Annotated in this window: 2 protein-coding genes and 1 pseudogene; all 3 read left to right on the top strand. The window is 69.2% G+C overall.

Annotated features, from left to right (window positions below; all coding sequences use genetic code 11):
• Nucleotides 1–632 (top strand): prolyl oligopeptidase family serine peptidase (locus G6020_RS08605; protein WP_182610336.1); only part of this gene is annotated, 632 nt, incomplete at its 5' end.
• Nucleotides 633–890: 258 nt separating this feature from the next.
• On the top strand, nt 891–1,760 hold the full coding sequence (locus tag G6020_RS08600) for an alpha/beta fold hydrolase (protein ID WP_179523966.1): 870 nt from the start codon (nt 891–893) through the stop codon (nt 1,758–1,760).
• Between the two features lie 17 nt (nt 1,761–1,777).
• Nucleotides 1,778–2,325: pseudogene (locus G6020_RS08595) on the top strand (hypothetical protein); the annotation flags it as partial.

The following is a 2,325-nucleotide window of genomic DNA, read 5'->3' as shown; positions in this document are numbered from 1 at the left end:
CCACGTGGGCGCTGGTGGGCCAGTCACAGGGAGCGGGGGCCGCACTGGTCACCGCCACCCGGGCCACCGAGCCGGGGGCGCCCTCGGGGCTGGACTTCCGGGGCGTCGTGGCCACCGGCGCGCCGGCCAACCTCGAGCACCTCTTCCAGTGGGGTGGACCGGGCTTCCCTCCGGTGTCGCTGCCCACCGGCCTCAACCTCTACGCCTTCTACATCCTCGCCGGCCTGCGTGACCAGCACCCCGAGTTCGAGCTCGACCGGTTCCTCACCCCGCGGGGCCGTGAGATGGTCGACTCCGCCGAGCAGCTCTGTTACGAGGACATGCGCGCGGCGGTGGGCGATTTCCAGATCTCCCAGGCGCTCACCCGGCCGGTCAGGGACATCCCGGACGTCTTCGGCCATCTCCAGCGGTACATGGGGACCCCGGCCACCGGGTACGACCGACCGGTCTTCCTGGGCCAGGGCCTGCTCGACCTGGACGTGCCCGCGCCCTCCGCTCTGTCACTCGCGGCGGAGATGACCCTGAACCGCCAACCACTCGAGCTGCACGTCTATCCGGACAGGGACCACAGCGGAACGGTCTACGCGGCGACGCCGGACGCCACCGCGTTCCTGAGCCGGGTGATGAGCTGAGCAGAAACCGACAGTTGGACACGCCGTCAACATCCCGATGTGCATCGTGCGCGGCAGGAGCCGGTCGACGCCACATCAACGATGTGACGTAATCCACAATCGTTACCTACTTGTCACATGAGAATTTCCGAGTAGAGTCCTCGCCATCGCCGCGCGGGGATGTTCAGGGACTCCCCGCGCGGCTGACTTAATTTCGACGCCGCCCGCATTTCGGCCGAGGCGCCCGACTCTAGAACGTGTTCTAGTATCGTGGGACCCATGAGCTCTCTCGACTTCGAGTCCACCAGCAGGACCCTCACCGCCGGCCGTTTCGAGCTGCACTTCCACGAGGCGGGGGAGCAGAGCGTGACGGAGCCGGAGAGCACGGTCCCGGTCCTGTTCCTCCACGGTTCCGGCCCGGGTGTCACCGCGTGGTCCAACTTCTCCGGCAACTTCCCCGTCTTCGCCGAGCGTTTCCACACGATCCTGCTGGACATGCCGGGTTTCGGCAGGAGCTCGGACCTGGAGTGGGAGAAGGCCTACCCCCTGATCGCCGCCGAGGCGATCGACGCGTTCTGTGAGGCCAAGGGCATCGAGAAGGTCGACATCATCGGCAACTCGATGGGCGGCAACGTCGCCTGCGAGACCGCCCTGGCCTACCCCGGCCGCGTCCGCAAGATGGCGCTCATGGGCCCCGGCGGCCTGGCGGCACCGCTGTTCACCCCCGAGCCCAGCGAGGGCTCGCGGCGCCTGTTCGACTTCCTGGCCTCGCCCTCCGACGAGTCCATGGCCGCGTGGGTCGACACGATGGTGGGCAACAAGAAGGTCGTCTCCGACGAGCTGATCCGCGCGCGGACCGAGGCCGCCACCGCCCCGGGGGCCGTCGAGCGGATGTACGCGATCTTCGGATCGATCCTCAAGCCCGAGAACGCCTACACGCCGCTCTACGCACGGGCCTCCCAGATCCGCCAGGAGACGCTGCTCATCTGGGGCCGCGACGACCGCATGCTGCCCTACGAGCAGGCGCACTTCGCGTTCCGGCAGCTCCCCCGCGCCGAGCTCCACGCCTTCTCGCGCTGCGGGCACTGGGCGATGATCGAACAGAAGGACAAGTTCGAGCGCCTGGTGATCGACTTCCTGCTCAACTGACCCGCTAGCCTCGGGGCATGAGCGAGTCGCCGCAGCCCGACCAGCCCGCCGCGGAACAGCCCTCTGCGGAACAGCCCACCGTGGATCCGCGCACCGGCGAGGACCTGTCCTGGAAGAGCACCCCGGTCGCGATCGTCCTGCTCGACCGTCCCGCACCAGGCCACGCCGAGGTCGGCGACCTCCTCGCCGAGATCTTCGAGGGCTCCTACGAGGTCGATCCCGGGACGGACGACGATCCCGCGACCGGCGTGTCGGTCGAGGACGTCACGGTCGTCGCCACCCCGCTCGACCTCCCGGTTGCCGACGGCGAGGCGTCCCGCTACACCGAGAACCTGGCCATCTGGAACGGCGGGGAGAGCGTGGTGGACACGCATCGCTCCCAGGTCGTCGTGGCCGCCTTCCGCCTCGGCCCGACAGGCGACGACGGCGAACCGGGCGAACCCGAGTACCTGGACCCCAGGCTCGAGACGCTCCGGTGCGAACTCGCGGTGGCCACGGTGACCGCCGCCCTGACCGCCCTGCCCGGCGCGATCGCGGTGAGCGTCGGCGGCGCGGCCACCACCCT

Origin of the sequence: Dietzia sp. B19 (assembly GCF_014145155.1) — a bacterium.
Taxonomy (GTDB): Bacteria; Actinomycetota; Actinomycetes; order Mycobacteriales; family Mycobacteriaceae; genus Dietzia; species Dietzia natronolimnaea.
The sequence above is the reverse complement of the archived record's forward strand: the minus strand, read 5'-3'. Positions and strand labels throughout refer to the sequence as shown.

Coding starts and splice junctions, on each gene's coding strand:
- G6020_RS08600 (WP_179523966.1), top strand. CDS start 891: ATGAGCTCTCTCGACTTCGAGTCCACCAGCAGGACCCTCACCGCCGGC.